The following is a 21,837-nucleotide window of genomic DNA, read 5'->3' on the forward strand; positions in this document are numbered from 1 at the left end:
TTGCCATTCCTTACACCAAATGTCATGCGGCAACGGCAAAGCGCGCAGAAGCGTATGCGAAATGCCGCGTTTACAAACATTTTTGCACAAAAACAGCAAGCTTTTGTTGGCCCCCAAACCGCGAGCTCAATTTTTCGCTTGGAAGCTGTGGCTTTCATACCTATTGCTTATAGTCCTACTGGTAAAATTTCTTTACCAGCATTTGCATTGTTGACTTTCAAAGTTCGTGACATTGACGGGGAGGACGCCACATGTCGAACGGATTTCTTGCGCTATTTGCGTTTTTGCCAATTCTCGTAGCCGGCGTCATGCTGGTTGGATTTCGAATTCAGGCCCGCATCGCGATGCCGGTGACCTATGTGCTGACTGTATTGATTGCCATGGTGATCTGGGGCATGAGCGGCAACCGGGTCATTGCCTCGACCATTCAGGGCCTGATCCAGACAGCAGGTCTGCTCTGGATTATTTTCGGCGCGATCCTGCTTCTTAATACACTCAAATATTCCGGCGGCATTTCTGCGATCCGCTCCGGTTTCGCCCAGATCAGCCCGGACCGGCGCATTCAGGTGTTCCTGATTGCCTGGCTTTTCGGGTCGTTCATCGAAGGTGCGTCCGGCTTCGGCACCCCTGCCGCCGTTGTGGCACCGCTGATGGTGGCTGTCGGGTTTCCGGCCCTTGCCGCTGTTACTTTCGGACTGATTATCCAGTCCACGCCGGTGTCGTTTGGGGCTGTCGGCACGCCGCTCATCGTCGGTGTTCAGTCCGGTCTCAATCGCGAGGCGCTGACAACGCAATTGCAGGGCGTCGGGTCGAGCTGGGAACAGTTTTTCCACATCATCACATCGGAAGTGGCTATCCTGCACGCAATCTGCGGCACGTTCATGCCGCTGTTTCTTGTGGTCATCATGACCCGCTTCTTCGGGCGCAACCGCTCCTGGACGGAAGGGCTTGCCATTTTGCCCTTCGCGCTGTTTGCGGCCTTCTCATTCACCATTCCTTATGCGTTGAGCGCGGTTTTCCTCGGTGCAGAATTTCCGTCCATGATCGGCGGTCTCGTCGGACTTTCGCTGGCGACATTTGCGGCGCGCGGCGGCTTTCTCATGCCGAAGCAAAGCTGGGATTTCGCGCCTGCTTCGGAATGGCCTGCAGGCTGGGTCGGCACCGTCCAGATCAAGCTCGATGAACTGACTTCGAAGAATATCCCGCTTGCGCTGGCGTGGACGCCTTATATTCTTCTGGCGATCTTTCTCGTGGTCAGCCGCACATTCCCGTCCGTGGGCAATGCGCTGAAATCGATCACTTTCGTTGCCAAGGATATTATGGGTGAAACCGGGATTGGTGGTGATTTCACGCCTCTTTTCCTGCCGGGCGGTCTTCTGGTCATCGTCTGCCTGATCACCTTCTTCCTGCATCGCATGAATGGCGGACAGTTTGCCAAGGCTTTCGGAGAAAGCACAAAGACACTGGTGGGCGCAGGTTTCGTGCTCCTGTTCACCGTGCCGATGGTGCGCGTCATGATCAATTCAGGCGTCAATGGCAACGAACTGGTCAGTATGCCTTTGATGGTTGCGGACTGGGTCGCTACCGAAGTTGGAAATGTCTATCCGTTCTTTGCACCTTCCGTCGGTGCGCTGGGTGCGTTCCTTGCCGGGTCTAATACGGTATCGAACCTCATGCTCAGCCAGTTCCAGTATGGTGTGGCGGAAGGGCTTGGCGTTTCCGGTGCGCTGATGGTTGCCGGTCAATCGGTCGGTGCTGCGGCTGGCAACATGATCGCGATCCACAACGTTGTGGCTGCATCGGCCACGGTCGGCTTGCTGGGACGCGAAGGCACGACCCTGCGCATGACCATTATCCCCACGATCTATTATGTGGTTCTGGCAGGAACGCTTCTGATGATCGGCCTTTATGTGCTGGGCATCGGCGATCCGCTGGCCAGCGTGGCTGCACAATAGACGGAATGGCAAAATGAAACCGGCCCCGGTTTGTTTGAGGGCGCATCTTGTTCCGAAAAAGGTTTCACACTTTTCAGGATGCGCCCAAAACCGGGGTCGGCTTCAATGTGTTCCGGGCCTTTTGCTTGACATTGGGGGCTGATCGCCTTAAAGCCAGCTCCAATCTATCCGCGATCTTCAGAGCGCGAGCCACCGACCGGGACCCATTTGGTATAAAGAGATCCCGGAGGTCCACATCCGACAGCGCGATGCGCCCTCGGGTGCTGTATCGCTTTGGTTGCTTCTTGAACTGGCAGACACACGGGACGATTTATCCCTGACGAAGCATAAGCCTCTTCTCGGATTAAAAGGAAACGCAATGTTTGAATCACTTCAGGAGCGCCTTGGCTCCATCCTGAACGGCCTTACCGGACGCGGCGCTCTTTCCGAAGCCGACGTGGCCGCAGCGCTGCGCGAAGTACGTCGCGCGCTGATCGAAGCCGACGTTTCGCTGGAAGTGGTTCGCTCGTTTACCGACAAGGTGCGTGAAAAAGCCGTCGGCGCCGAAATTCTGAAAAGCATCAAGCCCGGCCAGATGGTCGTCAAGATCGTCCATGACGAGCTTGTCGAGATGCTTGGCACCGAAGGCGTTGCGATTGACCTGAACGCGCCGGCACCTGTCGTCATCATGATGGTCGGTCTGCAGGGTTCAGGTAAGACGACGACAACCGGCAAGATCGCCAAGCGCCTGACCGAGCGTCAGCGCAAGAAGGTGCTGATGGCGTCGCTCGATACGCGCCGTCCCGCCGCGCAGGAACAGCTTCGCCAGCTTGGCATCCAGACGGGCGTCGACACGCTGCCGATCATCGCCGGTCAGTCGCCGGTGGAAATCGCCGCACGCGCCGTTCAGGCTGCAAAGCTTGGCGCGCATGATGTCGTCATTCTCGATACCGCTGGCCGCACGCATATTGACGAGCCGCTGATGGTGGAAATGGCGGATATCCGCAAGGCCGCCAATCCGCATGAAATCCTGCTTGTTGCCGACAGCCTGACCGGTCAGGACGCCGTCAATCTGGCGCGCAATTTTGACGAACGCGTCGGCATTACCGGCATCGTCCTGACCCGTATGGACGGCGATGGGCGCGGTGGTGCAGCCCTTTCGATGCGCGCCATCACCGGCAAGCCGATCAAGCTGATCGCCACCGGCGAAAAGATGGATGCGCTGGAGGAATTCTATCCCAAGCGCATCGCCGACCGTATTCTCGGCATGGGCGACATTGTTTCGCTCGTGGAAAAGGCTGCTGAAAACATCGACGCGGAAAAAGCCGCGGCGATGGCCAAGAAGATGCAGTCGGGCAAGTTCGATCTCAATGATCTTGCCGATCAGCTGGGCCAGATGAAAAAGCTCGGCGGCATGGGCAGCATCATGGGCATGATGCCCGGCATGGGCGGAATGAAGGACAAGGCAGCAGCAGCCGGTCTCGACGACAAGGTGTTTGACCGCCAGCTTGCCATCATCGGCTCGATGACCAAGGCCGAGCGCGCCAATCCCGATATTCTCAAGCACAGCCGCAAGCAGCGCATTGCCAAAGGTTCAGGCACGACTGCTGCCGACATCAACAAGCTTCTCAAGATGCACCGCCAGATGGCCGACATGATGAAAGTCATGGGCAAGGGCAAGGGCGGAATGATGAAGCAGATGATGGGCGGCCTTGCCAACAAGATGGGCCTTGGCGGTCTGGGCGGTGGCATGGGCGGCCTCGGCGGCATGCCGGATCTGTCGAAGATGGACCCGAAGCAGCTTGAAGCGCTTGCCAAGCAGGCGGAAGCAGCCGGTCTGACGAAAGGCGGTGGCTTGCCTGGACTTTCTGGCGGCGGTCTCCCCGGTTTGGGAGGGCCTAAGCTTCCCGGTCTTGGCGGTGGCCTTCCCGGCTTGCCGAAGAAGAAGTGAGCATCATGAGCGACGAACAGAACACTGCACCGGCTGAACTTCTGGCACTGCGCGCTTCCATCGACAATATCGATGCTGCGCTGATCCACATGCTGGCCGAACGTTTTCGCTGCACCAAGGCTGTCGGCGTTCTGAAGGCCGAGCGCGGCCTCGCACCGGCTGATCCGGCCCGCGAAAAGCGTCAGGTGGAACGTCTGCGCGCCCTTGCAGTCGACTCGCATCTCGATCCCGATTTCGCCGAAAAATTCCTGAACTTCATCGTGAAGGAAGTCATTCGGCATCATGAGCATGCCGCCGCAAACCACGGCGGAAACACAAACGACTAACCCTTTTTCTCTGGCTACCGACCAGAGGCTCTGAGCTACCAACTCAGGGTACCATTAAACACGAGGAAGAAAAAATGTCTCTGAAGATTCGTCTGGCCCGCGCTGGCTCCAAGAAGCGTCCTTACTACCACATCGTTGTTGCCGACGTCCGCAGCCCGCGCGACGGTCGCTTCATCGAAACCGTTGGTGCATGGAACCCGATGCTGGCCAAGGACGCTGAACGCGTGAAGCTCGATGCCGACCGCATCCAGCATTGGATTGCACAGGGCGCACAGCCGACCGACCGCGTTCTGCGCTTCCTCGACCAGGCTGGTCTTGCAAAGCGTCCGACCCGCAGCAATCCGACCAAGGGTGAGCCGGGCAAGAAGGCTCAGGAACGCCTGGCCATGGCCAAGCAGGCTGAAGAAGAAGCTGCTGCAAAGGCCGCTGAAGCTGCCGCAGCCGCTGCTGCTCCGGCTGAAGAAGCTGCAAGCGAATAATCTTCGCGCAGTTTTATGTTTTGAAAAAGCGGCGGCGCAATCCGCCGCTTTTTTGTTGCGGTAAGCATGACCATTCTCATCAGAAGCGACCCGGCTGACCGATAGCCATCATTGTGCTACGAATCTGACATGGAACATTCTGGTGAAATTCTTATCCTGACCGGCACACCGGGCGCCGGTAAAACCACAACCGCCGAGATACTTGCGAACCAGCCGGGTTCGCCGAAGGTTCATCTTCATTCAGATGATTTCTGGCACTTCATCAAAAACGGTGCGATCCAGCCCTATTTGCCGGAGGCGCATGCGCAAAATGTCATTGTGATGGATGCGCTGACCAAAGTGGCAAAGGCCTATGCCGATGGCGGCTATTTCGTCATTGTCGACGGAATCATCGGACCGTGGTTCCTCGAGCCGTTCCGGATGCTTGCCACGCCGCTTCATTATGTCGTTCTGAGACCGTCTCTCGACGAGGCGATCCGGCGCTGCCGTGAGCGGGGCGGTAATACGCTGACCGATCCGGGACCGATTGCGGAACTGCACAGGCAATTGTCAGCGCTGGGTCCGCTTGAGCCGCATGTGCTGGCCACGGAAGGGCTTTCGCGCAGCCAGACGCTTGCCGCTGTCCGCGCGGCGGTTGAAAGTGGCGCTTTCCGGCTGCATCCCTGAAACCGGGAAATGGTGCTCGCGGTTTTACCTTGTTGTTCAAATCGACTGGAAAACGAGAGGATTTCATCTATCTTGTTGATTTGACGGCTCGCATTTGCATGAATACGCATATGCGGGTGACGAATTTGTTTCCCCGGCGCTTGGCAAAGCGCTCTTTTCAGGAGAAGTCCATGTCGGCTGCGACGGTTGCCACTTCTTTCTCTTTTCGCCGTATTTTCATCGCTCTTGGTCTCGCTGTTCTGGTCCCGCTGCTCTCCGCCTGCGGTTTCAACACGATCCCGACCAATGAGGAAAAGGCGAAGGCCGCCTGGGGCGAGGTGCAGAACCAGTACCAGCGCCGCGCCGATCTCGTGCCCAATCTGGTCGAGACCGTGAAAGGCTATGCCGCACACGAACAGGAAACCCTGCAGGCCGTGATCGAGGCGCGCGCCAAGGCGACGCAGGTGCAGATCACGCCCGAAACGCTCAACAATCCCGAACTCTTCAAGCAGTTTCAGGATAATCAGGCCAATCTGACAAGCGCGCTGTCGCGCCTGATGGTGGTGGTTGAAAAATATCCCGACCTGAAAGCCAACCAGAACTTCCTTGCATTGCAGTCGCAGCTTGAAGGCACCGAAAACCGCATCGCCGTCGCACGTCGCGACTATATTGAGGCGGTTCGCGTCTACAACACGGCGCTGCGCACCATGCCGACAATGATCTGGACGTGGATCTGGTATCGCGATGCGCAGCCCATGCAGAGCTTCAGTGCCGATGCAGGCAGTCAGGCCGCGCCCAAAGTCAACTTCAACTGACGGCGTGATTTATGGTGAGTGCGGCACTCTCGCGTGATCGCCGCGGTCTTGGCTGGCTGGGGGGCTGGCTGGGCTGGCCGCGGCATCTCCTTGCGCTCGTTTTTCTGCTGTTTTCCGCAGCGCTGACGCTGCACACCGCAGCGCTTGCACAGGATGCGGCGAAACCCGCACAGGCCCTCACGGGCCGCGTGGTGGATGCGGCGGGCATCATTGATCCCGCAGAGCGCCAGCAACTGACCCAAAAGCTTGCCGATTTTGAAGCGAAATCGTCGGATCAGGTGGTCGTGGTGACGGTCCCGAGCCTCAATGGCGAAGACATCGAAACCTATTCCAACCGCCTGTTCCGTGCCTGGGCGCTGGGGCAGAAACAGGAAAACAACGGCATTTTACTCGTGGTCGCGCCCAATGACCGCAAGGTGCGCATCGAGGTCGGCTATGGTCTCGAAGGCGTCATGACCGATGCGCTTTCAAGCGTCATCATCAACGGCACCATTATTCCCGAATTCCGCACCGGCAATTATTCGAACGGTATCGTGCAAGGCGTTGACGGTATCCTTTCCGTGCTTTCCGGCGATGCAGCCGAGCTTGAAGCGCGGGCCAAGCGCAATGTGCAGTCGAGTTCGGACGACGTCGACTGGGTCTTTGTCGTCTTTATCACCTTCTGGTGCCTGATCTTCTTCGGCGGTTTCGGCATGGCGATCCTGACGCCGGTTTTCGGACGCAAGATCGGGCCCGGCAAATATCAGTGGCTCGGCATGGTCGTGGATTACAACAATCGCGGCGGCGGCTCTGGCGGCAGAGGTGGCGGAAGCTGGGGCGGCGGCGGTGGCTGGTCGTCCGGCGGGGGAGGCGGCGGGTTCTCCGGTGGCGGCGGCTCATCCGGTGGCGGCGGCGCCTCGGGCAGCTGGTAGGGAGACGCAAGGATGAAGCATCACACGTTGATTGGCGCCGAGGACCATGCCCGCATTGCTGAGGCCATCCGCATGGCGGAAGCCGAAACCAGCGGCGAAATCTATGCCGTTCTGGCGCGCTCCAGCGACGATTATTTCTTTGCGGCGGGCTTTGTTGCGACTTGCGGCATCCTGATCGCTTCGGTAATCGCAGCCTTTCTCGCTCATTGGTACTGGTTCGATATCCGCCTGCCCATGTTCGGGCTTGCGGTGCTGGCAGCATTCCTGACTGCGATGCTGGTGCTCTGGTTCTTTCCGTCCATCCGCATGTTGCTGGTGCCGCGTCGCATCCGTTACAAGCGCGCCCATCTCAATGCACTGCAGCAGTTTCTGGCGCGCAATGTCCATATTACGGAGCACCGCACCGGCATTCTGCTCTTTGTCTCGATGGCCGAACATTATGCCGAGGTGATCGCTGATGCGGGCATCCATGCGCGTGTCGAACAGGACGAGTGGAACGCAATTGTCGCGACGCTCATCCATCATGCATCGCGCGCGCAGGTGGCAGAAGGCTTCGTGCTGGCCATCGGTCAGGCCGGGCTTTTGCTAGAGAAGCATTTCCCGGCAGGAGCAGACAATATCAATGAGCTGGACGACCACCTGATCGAGCTCTGACAGACCGATTCATTATTAGAATCATCTGCAACTTTAGTCTGAAATGTGGCAAAGTCAGCCTCAGCTTTTGCCCTTTTGGCCGGACTTTTTACTGTCCGCGGGGAAATCCACTGGCATATTTCGAAATTTTGCGGGAAGTTTTCGAAGTTTTGTTCCAAATTAAATGGATTAAATGCGATCTTTCTGACTTTCCGGGAAATTTTTCGTTATTTTGAGCGAATTGCCATCGAAACCGATGCCTAATCTGCTAGTTTGGCGCGCATTGCCATCATGACAGGAGTATCCGACGTGACTGCAAAGCAGGATCGGTCGAGCAAGGTTAAAGGTTCCAAGGCAAGCAAGGAGGAGAAGAAGGGAGGAAAATCGAAGGCGCTTACGGCCTTCTCGCAGCTTCTCTTCGAATGGGCGCCGCCAGAAGATCTGGCCGCTTACGATGCCGCCGCCCTCGACAGCTCAGCCCGTCACGGCTACGCCGCCCTCGACTCCTGGCGCAAGGGCAAGAGCATCATCAGCGTCGATAACGGTATCGAACGCCATGGTCGCCCCGTCAGCGTCATCACCATCGTCAATGACAATATGCCGTTCCTGCTCGATTCCATCATGGGTGAGCTGAACGATCATGCCAGCCGGATTTTCATGGTCGTGCATCCGGTTCTGGATATTGCACGCGAAAAGGACGAGCTCGTCATTCTGGGTGAGGCATCGCAGCTCGCGCCTGCCAAGGGCGTTGAGCGCGTCAGCCTGGTACAGATCCATCTTCCCGCCCTCGATAAGCAGGCCAAGGCCGACCTGACTGCCGCCATCAAGCGTGTGCTTGGACAGGTTCGCTCGGCCGTCAGCGACTGGAAGCCGATGCTGAAGCGCCTCGATGGCGCAATTGCCGATTACAAGCGCGTTTCCGAAATGACGAGCGATCCGGCCATGCCGGAAGCCATCGCGTTTCTGGAATGGCTGCGCGATGATCGTTTCATCTTCCTCGGGCTTCGCGAACTGACCTTCAAGGGCAAGGGCGACAAGCGCGAACTGGTCCCGGTGAAGGAAACGCTCGGTATCCTCAACGACAATGAAGTCCGCGTCCTGCGCAAGGATGACGACGACACGGTGACGCCGCGCGAGGTAACGGAATTCCTTGACAGCAGCGAGCCGCTGATCGTCACCAAGGCGAATTCGCTTTCGCTGGTGCATCGCCGCTCCTATCTCGATTATGTCGGCGTGAAGATATTCGGCGAGAAGGGCGAGGCCATTGGTGAACTGCGCCTTGTCGGCCTCTTCACTTCGGTCGCTTATACGAGTTCGGTTGCAGGCATTCCGTTCATCCGCTCCAAGGCCGATGCGGTCATCAAGCATCTGGGCTTCAACCGCGAGGACCATTCGGGCAAGGCGCTCATCAATGTGCTGGAAGAATATCCGCGCGACGAGCTTTTCCAGATCGACGTGGAAAGCCTGACGGCCAATGCCGAACTGATCCTGGCGCTCGGCGAACGTCCGCGTGTTCGTGCCGTGCCGCGTCTCGACCGTTTCGGCCGTTTCGCGACGGTGCTGGTCTATATCCCGCGTGACCGTTACGACTCGGTCGTGCGCGAAAAGATCGGGCATTATCTGGTCGACGTCTATGGCGGTGACAGTTTCGAATTCCATCCGGTCTTCCTGCAGAACGGCCTGACGCGCGTCCAGTTCGTCATTCGCCGTCACGAGCGTTCCACGCCGCATGTGGATCGTGAAGCGCTGGAAGCGGAAGTGCGTTCCATCGTTCGCACATGGGACGATGCGGTGCGTGAAAGCTCCGACACTGCCGATGCAAAGACCGTCGCGCTTGCTGCCAGCTTCCCCCCATCCTACCGCGAAATCTTCACCGCGCCGGAAGCACTCGTCGATGCGGAACGCATTGCCGGCCTCAGCGCAGAAGCTCCACTTTTCGTCGACTTCTATCGTTATCGCACCGATGGTCCCGATGCGGTTTCGCTGAAGCTTTATCATCACGGCGCGCCGGTTGTGCTGTCGCAGCGTGTGCCGCTTCTGGAAAACATGGGGTTCCGCGTCGTCAGCGAGCAGACCATCGACCTGCCTCATGCTGGCAAGGATGGCGCTGCCGTTTACGTGCACGATATGCAGCTCGTGAACGCCTATGGCGCACCGGTCGATCTCTCCGACGATGGCGAGATGCTGGAAGATGTGTTCCGCAATGTCTGGGACGGTCTGGCCGACAATGACGGCTATAACGCGCTGGTACAGACCGCGCGGCTTTCGGCACGCCAGATCATGATCCTGCGTTCCTATGGCCGTTATCTGCAGCAGGCAGGCATTGCCTATTCGCAGGGCTTCATCGCGGCTGCACTGAACCGTTATCCGGAAATCGCCAGCGATCTCTATTCGCTGTTCGATCTGCGCTTCAACCCTTCTGCCAAGCGCCGCGATGCGGCTGAAAAGAAGCTGGTTGACGCCATTGAGACCGCATTGCTTGGCGTGCCGAGCATCGACGACGACCAGATCCTGCGCCGTTTCCGCAATCTGATCGAAGCGACCCTGCGCACCAATGCCTACCAGCCGGATGCCGACGGGAAGCCGCGCGTCACCTTCGCCTTCAAGCTCAATCCGCGCCTTGTCGAAGGCCTGCCGAGCCCGCGCCCCTATCGCGAAATCTTCGTCTATGGGCCGGAAGTGGAAGGCGTGCACCTGCGCTTCGGCGCTGTCGCCCGCGGTGGTCTGCGCTGGTCGGACCGCGCGCAGGATTACCGCACCGAAGTGCTGGGCCTTGTGAAGGCACAGCAGGTCAAGAACGCGGTGATCGTGCCTGTTGGCGCCAAGGGTGGTTTCTATCCGAAGCGCCTGCCGGTCGGCGGCGATCGCAATGCGGTGTTCGAAGCTGGTCGCGATGCCTACAAGGTGTTCATCTCCACGCTTCTGTCGGTTACTGACAATATCGAGGACAATCATGTCGTGCCGCCGGCGGAAGTCGTACGCCATGACAATGACGATCCTTATTTCGTCGTTGCCGCCGACAAGGGCACGGCCACCTTCTCCGATACCGCCAATGCCATCAGCCAGGCGCATGATTTCTGGCTGGACGATGCCTTTGCATCCGGCGGTTCCGCCGGTTACGACCACAAGGGCATGGGCATCACCGCGCGCGGCGCATGGGAAGCCGTGAAGCGGCATTTCCGCGAACTCGACATGGATATCCAGAGCGAGCCTTTCACGGTTGCCGGTGTGGGCGACATGTCGGGCGACGTGTTCGGCAACGGCATGCTGCTTTCCGAGCAGATCAGGCTGGTGGCTGCGTTCGACCATCGCGATATCTTCATCGATCCGAACCCGGTTCCCGCCGATGGCTTTGCCGAGCGCAAGCGCCTGTTCGAGCTGCCGCGTTCGAGCTGGCAGGACTATGACCGCTCCAAGCTTTCGGCTGGCGGCGGCGTCTATAGCCGTAGCCAGAAGACGATCACACTCTCGCCAGAAGCAGCGGCAGTCATCGGCCTTGGAAAGACTTCCGGCACGCCGCAGGAAATCATGACCGCGATCCTGAAATCGAAGGTCGATCTCCTCTGGTTCGGCGGTATCGGCACCTATATCCGCTCGTCCGCTGAAACGGACGCACAGGTAGGCGACCGCGCCAATGACGCGATCCGCATTACCGGCTCGGAAGTGGGCGCGCGGGTGATCGGCGAAGGTGCAAATCTTGGCGTAACGCAGCGCGGGCGTATCGAATATGCGCTGGCAGGCGGTCGCGGTAATACGGACGCCATCGACAATTCGGCAGGCGTCAACTGTTCGGACGTCGAGGTCAACATCAAGATCGCGCTTGCCGCTGCCATGCGTTCGGGCAAGCTCAAGCGCCCGGCGCGCAACAAGCTTCTGGTCAGTATGACCGACGACGTGTCGGAACTGGTTTTGCGCAACAACTATCTGCAGCCGCTGGCGCTTTCGCTGAGCGAACGTCAGGGACTGGCAGAGCTGCCCTATCAGGCCCGCTTCATGGCGGAGCTGGAAAATCGCAAGCTTCTTGATCGCAAGGTCGAGTATCTGCCGTCCGATGCGCTTTTGGCTGAACGCCAGAAGGCGGGCCAGCCGCTGACACGTCCGGAACTGGCGGTTCTGCTCGCCTATGCCAAGCTGTCGCTGTCGGATGATCTGGTCGCAAGCCAGCTTCCGGACGAGCCTTACTTCCAGTCGCTGCTGATGGGCTATTTCCCGAAACGCATGGTGAAAACCTATGCGGAGGAAGTTTCCAGCCATCGTCTGCGTCGGGAAATCGTCGCGACCTTGCTGGCAAACGATGTCATCAATCGCGGCGGCATCACCTTCATCAGCCGTCTTGCCGATACGACCGGCAAGTCGCCTGCCGATATCGTCCGCGCCTATGTGGCGGTGCGTGACGGTTTCGATATCGACACGATCTACGATGCCATCGATGCGCTCGACAATAAGGTGCCGGGCGATGTGCAGAACCAGTTCTACCATCTCGTTGGCGAGATGCTGCAGGCGACGACGGCCTGGGTGCTGCGCAACGATACGACACGCGCCAATCTGACGGAACTGGTGGATACGATCACCAAGGCACGTGCCGAGCTGGAACCGCGTTTCGACGGTCTGATGCCGGAATTCCTCAAGAATACGCTTCAGGCCGACAAGGCCGCTTTCGTGGAAAAAGGTGCGCCGGAAAAGCTGGCAGGGCGTCTTGCCAATCTGCAGCTTGCAGGCATCATGCCGGACATCGCGCTGATCGCGCATCTGGCCGGTGCCGACCGGGTGGTAACCGCCAAGACCTATTTCGGTGTTTCGGAAGCCTTCCGCATCGGACGCATCGAGGAAGCCGCGCGCTCCATCCCGGTTACGGATTACTATGACGGGCTTGCCCTGTCTCGTGCGAGCGATACGATCACGCAGGCTGCGCGCGGCATCACCATTGCAGCGCTCAAGCGTTTTGCCAAGGACAAGGACCCGGCGGCAGCCTGGTTTGCGGCCGATGGCGCGCGCATCGAGCAGGTGAAGAGCCGCATGGTGGCGCTGACGGAAGGTGGTGACCTGACGGTCTCGCGTCTGGCGGTTGCAGCGGGTCTGATGTCTGATCTTGCGCAATAGATCCAATCGATCCACAAATGAAAAGGGTGGCTTCGGCCACCCTTTTCTTGTTGGTTGTCTGGTGCTGAACACCATTATATGGTCCCGCTGATTTTGTGCGCAGGAGGTTAGCATTGACCGACCAAACGGTGACGATGCGTCGCTATGCTTCGCAGCGCGGCGTCTGGGGCTGGATGCTGTTCGACTGGGCTGCACAACCCTTTTTTACTGTTGTCACAACTTTTATTTTCGGGCCTTATTTCATCTCGCGTATGGCTGAGAGTCCCGAGGCTGGTCAGATTGCGTGGGGTTACGGCATCGCGGTTGCCGGTCTTCTGATCGCGATCCTGTCCCCTGTTCTGGGAGCAATTGCGGACAAGACGGGTGCGCGCAAGCCATGGATCGGCTTTTTCGCTGTGCTGAAGATTATAGGCCTCTGCCTGCTGTGGTTCGCCGTTCCGGGTGCGAATCTGTTCTGGGTACTGTGCGCGTTTTCGATGGCCATGGTGGCTGCCGAGTTTTCCATCGTCTTCAATGATTCCATGATGCCGCGTCTGGTGCCGAGCGAGGATATCGGGCGCGTCTCCAACATCGCCTGGGGGCTCGGCTATTTGGGCGGCATGATTGTGCTGATCTTCGTCGTGCTGTGTCTGGCGGCCTCGCCCGAGACCGGCAGAACCATCATTGGCATGAAGCCGCTATTCGGTCTCGATCCCGCTCTGGGCGAGGATGCGCGCATTACGGGACCGCTGGCTGCACTTTGGTATTTTGTTTTCATATTGCCGATGTTCCTGTTCACGCCGGATACAGAACGCGGTGAGCCTCTGCGCAAGGCGCTGCGCTCCGGTTTTGCGGAGCTGAAGGTAACTCTGGCCGAGGCACGCAAACGGCCTGGACTGGTCCGTTTCCTTCTGGCGCGCATGATCTATCAGGATGGCGTCAACGCTACGCTGGCGCTTGGTGCGGGCTATGCGGCGGCCTTGTTCAACTGGACGATCACCGAGATCGGGCTTTTCGGTATGGTGATGAATGTCGTGGCCATTTTCAGCTGCCTGGTCGCAAGCCGTGTCGATACGCGGATTGGTTCCAAGGCGGTCGTTATCGCCTCGCTGGTGCTCTTGCTGCTTGCCTCTATCGGCATCGTCTCGACCGGGCGCGATTACACCCTGTTCGGCCTGATGCTCTTTGCGCCCGCTCCGGAGGGAGGGCTGTTCTCCAGTTCCGCGGAACATGCCTATCTCATCTATGGTCTGATGATCGGCGCGGCCTTCGGCCCGGTTCAGGCCTCGTCGCGGTCGTGGTTTGCGCGCAGCATCAAGCCGGAGGAATCGGGCCGCTATTTCGGCATTTATGCGCTGGCCGGACGCGCGACCAGCTTTCTGGGACCGTTTCTGGTTGCAAGCGTCACAGCGCTTACATCGTCTGCCGCTGCAGGCATGTCGGTGCTGGTCGTGTTTTTCGTCGTCGGGTTCTTTCTGGCTGTCAGGACACCTTATCCCGCTGACCGATAAAGCGCTTATATCATGCCGGCCGCACTGGCGCAGGCCATGGCGAAAAGACCACCGACGAGCGGGGCGGCGACAGGTACCCATGCGTAGGCCCAATCTGAACCGCCCTTGCCGGGAATGGGAAGAAGCGCGTGGGCTATGCGCGGACCAAGATCACGGGCTGGATTGATCGCATAACCTGTTGGGCCGCCTAGCGAAACGCCGAGCGCCCATACCAGCAGGCCGACCATCAAAGGGTTGAGTGCACCAGTTGCGCCGACTGCCTTTGCGCCGATGGCGATGACGACAAACACAAGAACAAATGTGCCGATGACTTCAGTCAGGAAATTGGCAGGAATGTTGCGGATAGCTGGTGCGGTGCAGAATACGCCCAGCTTAAGTTCCTGGTCGTCGGTTGGCTTCCAGTGCGGCAGATAGGCCAGATAGACGAGGATCGCCCCTGTAAATGCCCCGAGCATCTGCGCAGTGATATAAGGCAATATCTCATGAGCCGGAAAAGTACCGGCAGCGGCGAAAGCGAGCGTGACCGCAGGATTGAGATGACCTGGCGCACCTGCGGCAACCGCCACCAATACGCCGCACAAAACGGCAAATCCCCAGCCTGCAGCGATCACGATCCAGCCGGAATTCTGGCCCTTGGACTTTGCCAGCAGCACATTGGCGACAACACCGTCGCCGAGCAGAACAAGCACCATCGTGCCCAGAAATTCACCGATAAAACCGCTGCTCATTATTAACTCCATGAAAAAGGTTTAAAAAAATCCGTGCCGACGGGTGTAAACGTCCACCGGGCGGTTGAAATCAATGGCTTTGCAATGCACCTGTCCCGGTTTCCGGACTGGCATAAGTCAAGATCGAGTGTTTATTCGACCCAGTCGAGGGAGCGCTGAACCGCTTTTCCCCAGGATTTGAACAGGCGTTCTCGCTCGTGTCTCGGCATTCGAGCATGCCAACGCTGCCCTACCTGCCAGTTTTCCACGATGTCCTGCGTGGATTTCCAGTAGTCGACGGCAAGTCCCGCCGCATAGGCAGCGCCCAGCGCCGTCGTCTCGATGATTTTCGGGCGCACGACCGGCACGTCCAGAATGTCGGACTGGAACTGCATGAGAAGGTCGTTGATGGTCATGCCGCCATCGGCGCGCAGCTCCGTGATCTCGACACCGGAATCCTTGACCATCGCTTCGAGAACTTCACGCACCTGATAGGCGCTCGCCTCCAGAGCCGCGCGCGCAATGTGGCCCTTGTTGGCGAAGCGGGTCAGCCCGGCGATGATGCCGCGCGCGGAATCCTGCCAGTGCGGCGCATAAAGACCCGAAAAGGCGGGAACGAAATAGACGTCGCCATTGTCTTCAACCGTGCGCGCCAGCGTTTCGATGTCGCCGCTCGTTTTGATAATGCCGAGATTGTCGCGAAGCCATTGCACCAGAGCGCCGGTAATGGCAATCGAACCCTCCAGCGCATAGACCGGCTTGGCACCGTCGATCTTGTAGGCAACTGTGGTCAGCAGACCGTAATTGGAGGGCACCAGTTTCTCGCCGGTATTCATCAGCATGAAGCAGCCGGTGCCGTAGGTGTTCTTGGCTTCGCCCGGGTCCAGACATGCCTGACCGAAGAGCGCTGCCTGCTGGTCGCCCAGAATACCCGCAAGTTTGACACCGGAGAGCGCGGGCAGGGTGATCTCGCCATAGACTTCGCTTGAAGAGCGGATTTCCGGCAGGCAGGCCGACGGAATATCGAACAGACGGAGGATGCCCTCGTCCCATTTCAGTGTCGAAAGATCCATGAGCTGGGTACGGGACGCATTGGTCACATCGGTGATGTGAATACCGCCATGGGTGCCGCCGGTCAGGTTCCAGACCAGCCATGTGTCGATAGTGCCGAAAAGAGCGTCTCCGGCTTCGGCTTTTTCGCGCGCACCCGGAACGTGATCGAGTATCCAGCGCAGTTTCAGCCCGGAGAAATAGGTCGAGATCGGTAGGCCCGTCTTCGCGCGCAAGCGGTCCGCGCCACCCTCTTTCGTGTAACGGGCGACGAGTTCGTCGGTGCGCGTATCCATCCAGACGATTGCATTATAGAGCGGCGCACCGGTTTTCCTGTCCCAGAGCAGGGTGGTTTCGCGCTGGTTGGTGATGCCGATGGAAGCGATATCGCTTGCCTTCAGTTTCGCCTTTTTGAGTGCGGCGGCAATGACGTGCTGCGTGTTGCGCCAGATTTCTACCGGATTGTGTTCGACCCAGCCCGCCTTGGGATAAATCTGCTCGTGTTCACGCTGGTCGCTCGCGACGATATCGCCCTGCCTGTCGAAAATGATGAAACGCGAACTCGTGGTTCCCTGATCGATGGAACCGATAAACTGCGTCATGGGGCGGGCTCCTCCTGCTCTCTCAATGCTAAAACGAATTTAAACGAAACAATACGAAACTCAACGAAAATGAAACCCTGATAAAAAGCCCCGGAATAATTGGTTCCGGGGCCTCGATAAATGCATGTTTTATAAGGGGTAGAGCATTTCCAGCAAAAGTGCGAAGCGGCTTTGCGCAGGATAATGCGTAAAAGCGCTAATGCCGGAAGTGGCGCATTCCCGTCATGACCATGGCGATGCCATGTTCGTCAGCGGCGGCGATCACTTCGTCGTCCCGCATGGAGCCGCCCGGCTGGATGACAGCGGTTGCACCCGCCTGAACGGCAGAAAGCAGGCCGTCTGCAAAGGGGAAGAACGCATCGGAAGCGACCACGCAGCCCTTGGTGAGCGGTTCTGCAAGACCGGCGGCTTCCGCAGCATCTTCCGCCTTTCGGGCTGCGATGCGGGCCGAATCCACGCGACTCATCTGGCCTGCGCCGATGCCGACCGTTGCGCCGTCCTTCACATAGACGATGGCGTTCGACTTCACATGCTTGCCGACGCGGAAGGCGAATTTCAGATCGTTGAGTTCGGCATCGGTCGGTGCACGCTTGGTGACGACCTTGAGATCGAGATCGTCGACCACACCATTGTCGCGCGACTGAACCAGCAGACCACCGGCAACGGTCTTGGCGGCAATGCCCTTGGCACGCGGGTCCGGCAGACCGCCGGTCACGAGCAATCGAAGGTTCTTCTTGGCCGCGACGATGGCCTGTGCGCCTTCGGTGGCATCCGGTGCGATGATGACTTCGGTGAAGATTTTCACGATCTCTTCAGCGGCTTCCTCATCGAGCGTCTTGTTGAGCGCAACAATGCCGCCAAAGGCCGAAACCGGATCGCAGGCGAGCGCCTTGAGGTAGGCTTCCTTAATGGTGGCAGCTTCCGCCACGCCGCACGGATTGGCGTGCTTGATGATGGCGACGGCTGCGGTGCGGGCCGGATCGAATTCGGCCACCAGCTCGAAAGCCGCATCGGTGTCGTTGATGTTGTTGTAGGAAAGCTGTTTGCCCTGAAGCTGCGTCGCAGTGGCAACGCCCGGACGTTGTTCGCCGGTGAGATAAAAGCCAGCCGTCTGGTGCGGGTTTTCACCGTAGCGCATGACGGAATGCAGCTTGCCTGCGACCGAGCGATAGGTCGGGGTTTCTTCATTGATGGCTTCGGCAAACCAGTTGGAAATGGCCGCATCATAGGCTGCCGTGCGCGAGAAGGCTTTTGCGGCAAGCTTTTTGCGGAAGGCGAGCGGCAGTGAGCCTGAATGCTTTTCCAGTTCGGCCACAACGTCGGCATAGTCGGCAGGATCGACGACCGTTGCGACATAGGCATGGTTCTTGGCGGATGCGCGGATCATCGCCGGGCCGCCAATGTCGATGTTCTCGACGGTGGTGTCGTAGTCACCACCCTTGAAGCGGACTTCCTCGAACGGATAGAGATTGATGACGGCAAGATCGATGCCGCCAATGCCGTGTGCTTCCATGGCCGCGACATGTTCCGGGTCGTTGCGCACGGCGAGCAGACCGCCATGGACTGCCGGATGCAGTGTCTTGACACGCCCGTCCATGATTTCCGGGAAGCCGGTTACTTCGGACACGTCCTTCACCGGAATGCCTTCTGCGGCAATCGACTTGGCGGTGCCGCCGGTCGAGAGGATTTCGACGCCTTGCGCATGAAGCGCCTTGGCGAAATCGATCAGGCCGGTTTTGTCGGAAACGGAAAGGAGGGCGCGGCGCACCCGATGAAGATCGGGAGCGGGAATATGCTTGGAGCTGACAGCCATAGGGAGTTGGTCTCTTCGTTGCTGAAACGGATGCGTTCAGGAAAGTGGACGGCTCGCCCTAACACAAGCGCGCCGAGAATCCTACCGCAAAAGACCATTTTGAACTTTATACGTAACTGCCAAGCGCGACGCGGCTGAACTGCCAGTTCACTTCCGGCAGGTCGGAAGCCGGGAAGGAGAGCACGATCTGCTTCGATGTCACGGGACCACGGAAACCCGCAAAGAAGATCGAATCCTCCAATTGCGGCGCAACTTCAAAACAGGAGAATACCCAGGTGTCGTCGCGGTCGGCCGACAGGACGATCAATCCGTTCTCGTCGAAGGAAATATCGACCGAGGGATGCAGGTGGAAGCGCACGGCAATATTGTCGCGCCCGTTGGCCTTCAACGGACGGCCATCGCCGCGATAGAAGCGGTCCGCGCCCTGAATGACGCTGCCATTATGCGACAGCACGAGGCGGCGTTCGTGATAGATGCCGAACAGGCGCGCATAGCCGTCATGGCTGGCGACGAAACCCTGTCGACCCATTTCCTCGATCCGGTCGCGCTGCACGCGGGTAGGGCCCGCAATGATCGGCGTGCCGATCATGTTGGACAGCCCCGTATTGAGGCTGAAGCGGCACGAGGAGGTGTCGTTGATGGTGGCAGTGGAATGCGCAGCCGTCGAGCGGCCCAATGGACGAAATTCCGGCGGGCCGAAACGGTCGATGCCGGAATTGACGATATAGCGCTGGCGTCCGGAGGACATTTCAAAGGCGAGACAACCGGCATGGGCGTCCCGCGATGCCGTGACCGGCGGCGGCAGCCCGGTATCGGCGATGATGGTGGTGGAACCCATCGAGAGCCGCTCATAGCCCGAATAGGGCGCATGGGTCAGCGGCGATCCGGCGGTTTCATCATGCCGGAGGACCGAAATGATGCGCTCCGGCATGGTCGGGCCGACGCCGTTGAAAAGCGCAAGGCTGCCATCCTGATGGCGGAAGAAGCGTAGGGCTGGCAACATGCGCTCGACGGCTTCGATCAGCGCCTTGGGTGGGGATTCGGTGCCATTGGCATAGGTCTGGCGAAGCGGCAGAAGATCGGCCAGCAGCTCCAGAACCGTAACGGGATTGCGCGAGATATGCCCGCCATCGGGCAGGATCTGGCGCTTCAGCTCGTATTCCAGATTACGCCGGGCGGAGCGTGCCGTCGGCGGCGAAACGGGCAGGGCCAGGGCGGCGAAGGCAAGAGCGATGCGCGCGCGCAAGCGTTCCTCACCGTCATCCATGGCGGCTGCGACAGTGCGCAGATAGCGCACCTGCATGGCCAGCGAACGCATGAACTTGCGATAGGCGGGAAGTTCGGCACCCGACAGGATGAGGTTCGAATGCTGCAGCCAGGCGATGATGCGCTGGGCGGTGACTTCCGGCGCCCAGGCGATGCCGCCGATACGCTTGCCGAACATGCGCATCCAGTCATCGACGAGCGCGCGCGCATTGGCGGTTGCCAGTTCGCTATTGGCGCTTTTCAAATGGCGCAGCCAGCCGAAGCTTTGCAAAGCCGCTTCCCATTCCGGTGTCGGCGGCTCGACCGCGAAGGGCGACAATCCGCCGGTTTCGACGAGACGACCGGCCAGCGCAAAGCGGCCGTGATAGAATTCCTGTGCCAGTTGCGGGTCGGCGACGCGCAGATCGGGCGGGGCGATCAGGATACGGTCCGGGGTAAAGCCGGTGAAGCGCCAGCGATAAAGCGGCCCCATACGCAGACGGCGGCTGAACTTGCGCCAAGCCTGTGCAACGGCCAGTCCCCAAAGATGTGGGGTTTCGCTGAGGGCAACTGCCACCCGGTCTTTCTCCGTATCGTTTGTCATTATTCTGCGGCCAAATCGAACAGCCGGCGTCCTTTGATACAATTGTACTGAAATGGTGAATCGAGCGTTAACCATAGGATGCAAGTCATGCATCCTATGCCAGTTTTGCTAATTTATCAGCGATTGCTATATGCGCTTGAAGCGGGCCGCGAAGAAGCCGTCCATGCCGGCCATCTGCGGATTGCCGTCGAAACGATCCGGCGGCAGGTCTGCAGGCGTAGATCGCAAAAAGCCTTCCGCCGTCACCAGCCCATCCAATCCGGCGCAATCCTGCTCCGTGATCGGATAGGATTCCAGCAGCGGATTTTCCGCCGCCTTGCGCGCCATTTCCTCGCCTTCGAGCGGATGCAGCGAACAATTGGAAAAGACGATCACGCCGCCGGGTTTGACCAGCGTGGCCGCGTGCGCCAGAAGCTTGCCCTGAAGTTCCGCGAGTTTTGCAATGTCCTGCGGCGTCTTGGTCCACGGCACGTCCGGATGACGGCGCACCGTGCCGGTGGACGAGCAGGGCGCGTCGAGCAGCACGGCATCGAACAGGTCTTCCGGCTGGAAATCCATCAGATTGGTGGCGACGGTCTTGGCCTCGAAACCGAGCCGTTCCAGATTGCCATTGAGGCGCTTCAGCCGGTTTTCGGATAGGTCGAGCGCGGTCACGTCTGCACCCTGAAGCACAAGCTGGGCCGTCTTGCCGCCGGGGGCGGCACACAGATCAGCAACCCGTTTGCCTTTGATGTCACCCATCAGGCGCGCTGGCAGGCTTGCCGCCACATCCTGTACCCACCAGTCGCCCTCGGCAAAGCCGGGCAGATCGGTGAGATTGCCTTCGACCGTTTGCAGGCGCACCGAACCGTTGGGCAGCGCGACACCACCAAGCTTTTCGGCCCATGCCTTCGCATCGCCCTTGACCGTGAAATCGATTGGCGGCTCATAGGCGTGCATGGCAAGAATGCTTGCTGCTTTTTCCGCGCCATAGGCGTCGGTGATGCTTTTGGCAAACCACTCCGGCACATTGGTTTCAGGCTGGAATGTGTGGGCGAGCGCGCGTTCCTTGTTGCGCGCGAGACGCCGCAGCAGCGCATTGACTAGGCCGGCATATTTGCGGTTGCGCGGATCGCTGTTCGCCGCTTCCACCGCCAGATCGACCGCCGAATGGTCGGGCAGGTCGAGATAGAAAATCTGCGCGATGGCGACATGCAGAAGATGTTTCAGTGCCACGGCATTTTCCGGCAATGGGCGGTCGAGGCGCTTGTTGATGGCGCGTTCGATGCTGCCGCGATTGCGCAGCGCAGAACCGAGAATGGCGCGAACCAGCGCGCGGTCGCGCGGCTCCAGCGCCAGATATTGGGGATGGCCATGGGTATTGTCGGTCAGGCCGTCGAGCGAGGTCTTCTTTTCGATCACCGCGCCGAGAAGGCGTGCGGCACACAAACGCGCTGCCAGACCGGGGCGCAGCTCTGCGGCGTTGTTGTTCTGCGGCTTCTTGTTTCCACGCTTCGGCGCAGGCTTTTTATCGTTCACACTGTTCTACTTTA

Annotated in this window: 15 protein-coding genes; 10 read left to right on the plus strand and 5 right to left on the minus strand. The window is 59.1% G+C overall.

All coding sequences use genetic code 11. From position 1 onward, the window contains the following. Positions 1–251 precede the first annotated feature (251 nt). The 10 genes from JNC70_RS16470 to JNC70_RS16515 all read left to right on the plus strand — a co-directional run bounded on the left by JNC70_RS16470 (position 252) and on the right by JNC70_RS16515 (position 14,284). A complete protein-coding gene (locus JNC70_RS16470) occupies positions 252–1,955 on the plus strand; it encodes an L-lactate permease (protein WP_104757409.1) in 1,704 nt (567 codons plus the stop codon). Positions 1,956–2,313: 358 nt separating this feature from the next. Next, the gene (ffh, locus tag JNC70_RS16475; RefSeq protein WP_104757408.1) at positions 2,314–3,885 is read left to right on the plus strand and encodes a signal recognition particle protein; all 1,572 of its coding nucleotides are present in this window, start codon (positions 2,314–2,316) and stop codon (positions 3,883–3,885) included. Between the two features lie 5 nt (positions 3,886–3,890). Beyond that, positions 3,891–4,211, plus strand: a complete 321-nt coding sequence (locus JNC70_RS16480; protein WP_104757434.1) for a chorismate mutase — start codon at positions 3,891–3,893, stop codon at positions 4,209–4,211. Positions 4,212–4,285: 74 nt separating this feature from the next. Then, positions 4,286–4,690 carry a 30S ribosomal protein S16 gene (gene rpsP, locus JNC70_RS16485; protein WP_010661492.1) on the plus strand — a complete coding sequence of 135 codons (405 nt, stop codon included), beginning with the start codon at positions 4,286–4,288 and terminating at the stop codon, positions 4,688–4,690. A gap of 129 nt (positions 4,691–4,819) precedes the next feature. Next, a complete protein-coding gene (locus JNC70_RS16490) occupies positions 4,820–5,356 on the plus strand; it encodes an ATP-binding protein (RefSeq protein ID WP_104757407.1) in 537 nt (178 codons plus the stop codon). Positions 5,357–5,526: 170 nt separating this feature from the next. Next, entirely contained in the window at positions 5,527–6,150 is a 624-nt protein-coding gene (locus tag JNC70_RS16495; protein ID WP_104757433.1) for a LemA family protein, read from the plus strand. Between the two features lie 11 nt (positions 6,151–6,161). Then, complete coding sequence (locus tag JNC70_RS16500) at positions 6,162–7,061, plus strand: TPM domain-containing protein (protein WP_374788725.1); 900 nt, start codon at positions 6,162–6,164, stop codon at positions 7,059–7,061. 12 nt (positions 7,062–7,073) lie between these two features. Next, a complete protein-coding gene (locus JNC70_RS16505) occupies positions 7,074–7,715 on the plus strand; it encodes a TPM domain-containing protein (protein WP_104756525.1) in 642 nt (213 codons plus the stop codon). A 288-nt stretch (positions 7,716–8,003) separates the two neighbouring features. Next, positions 8,004–12,794, plus strand: a complete 4,791-nt coding sequence (locus JNC70_RS16510) for an NAD-glutamate dehydrogenase (RefSeq protein ID WP_104756563.1) — start codon at positions 8,004–8,006, stop codon at positions 12,792–12,794. A gap of 134 nt (positions 12,795–12,928) precedes the next feature. Continuing rightward, positions 12,929–14,284, plus strand: a complete 1,356-nt coding sequence (locus JNC70_RS16515) for an MFS transporter (protein WP_104756564.1) — start codon at positions 12,929–12,931, stop codon at positions 14,282–14,284. A 5-nt stretch (positions 14,285–14,289) separates the two neighbouring features. On the opposite strand, the gene JNC70_RS16520 is transcribed toward JNC70_RS16515, so the two are convergent. From JNC70_RS16520 to JNC70_RS16540, 5 genes are all read right to left on the minus strand, one after another. Then, positions 14,290–15,012 (minus strand): MIP/aquaporin family protein, encoded by a 723-nt coding sequence (locus JNC70_RS16520; protein ID WP_104756526.1) that lies wholly within the window; start codon positions 15,010–15,012, stop codon positions 14,290–14,292. Positions 15,013–15,143: 131 nt separating this feature from the next. Beyond that, complete coding sequence (gene glpK / locus JNC70_RS16525; RefSeq protein ID WP_104756527.1) at positions 15,144–16,643, minus strand: glycerol kinase GlpK; 1,500 nt, start codon at positions 16,641–16,643, stop codon at positions 15,144–15,146. Between the two features lie 196 nt (positions 16,644–16,839). After that, on the minus strand, positions 16,840–18,456 hold the full coding sequence (gene purH, locus JNC70_RS16530) for a bifunctional phosphoribosylaminoimidazolecarboxamide formyltransferase/IMP cyclohydrolase (protein ID WP_104756528.1): 1,617 nt from the start codon (positions 18,454–18,456) through the stop codon (positions 16,840–16,842). A 106-nt stretch (positions 18,457–18,562) separates the two neighbouring features. Beyond that, positions 18,563–20,305, minus strand: coding sequence for a heparinase II/III family protein (locus JNC70_RS16535; RefSeq protein WP_104756529.1), 1,743 nt, complete (start codon positions 20,303–20,305; stop codon positions 18,563–18,565). Between the two features lie 126 nt (positions 20,306–20,431). Beyond that, positions 20,432–21,823: an RsmB/NOP family class I SAM-dependent RNA methyltransferase gene (locus JNC70_RS16540; RefSeq protein ID WP_104756530.1), complete on the minus strand. Its 1,392-nt coding sequence runs from the start codon at positions 21,821–21,823 to the stop codon at positions 20,432–20,434. Positions 21,824–21,837 lie beyond the last annotated feature (14 nt).

The organism is Brucella oryzae, assembly GCF_041929965.1.
Taxonomy (GTDB): domain Bacteria; phylum Pseudomonadota; class Alphaproteobacteria; order Rhizobiales; family Rhizobiaceae; genus Brucella; species Brucella oryzae.